Genomic DNA, 719 nt, shown 5'->3' with positions numbered 1-719 from the left:
CATTAATAGTATCATTACTATTCTGATTGATTGGAGACCCAAGGTATGGAAAAACTTCATTTCTAGATAAAAGCAGGGCAAAGAGGATGGTAACTATAAGACTCAGCAATATTAATACTGACCAAAAATTATCAACCTTAGTAAGTTTTTTTTCAAGTATAGGAGGTAAATTTTTCATTTTTATCTCAAAATATTAACTAGAAAGCATTGCTATGGCACATAGTAAACGAATAGAAGCGATATAATCATTAGCCCACTAAANNATTGAGTTAATTCAGAAACGGCATCCAGGTCAGGCCGGAAATAACAACCATGATCCCAGTAATCCGCGACAAAGCCATGCGTCGCTCAAACAATGCACCAACGGCTAAAGCAATACTATCCGCTGAAAAAAAATCGATAGAGTAATCCTATTAAAATAAATATCACGCAACTCCTCTAACATAAACTTACTTAGCTTCAGAGTAAATGTAGTCATGCGTTATTCCTTAAGTTTTAAAGTAGATTTAACACGGTCAGTAATCATTTTTTGCTTGCGCAAGGTGACCACCCTGAATGAAATGTTGAAACTTAACATAGACATTCCGTATAACATTGTTGCCATCAGAAAAATCTACCTATTCAATAATTTATCGTAACTTCGTTCGGACAATAACAGATGATCAACATTCAATATGACTGTCAGCGGTAGTCGCACACGTAACCCTTCACGGGGGGAC

The organism is Leucothrix pacifica (assembly GCF_003172875.1).
In the GTDB taxonomy this organism is placed as follows: domain Bacteria; phylum Pseudomonadota; class Gammaproteobacteria; order Thiotrichales; family Thiotrichaceae; genus Leucothrix; species Leucothrix pacifica.
The sequence above is the reverse complement of the archived record's forward strand: the minus strand, read 5'-3'. Positions refer to the sequence as shown.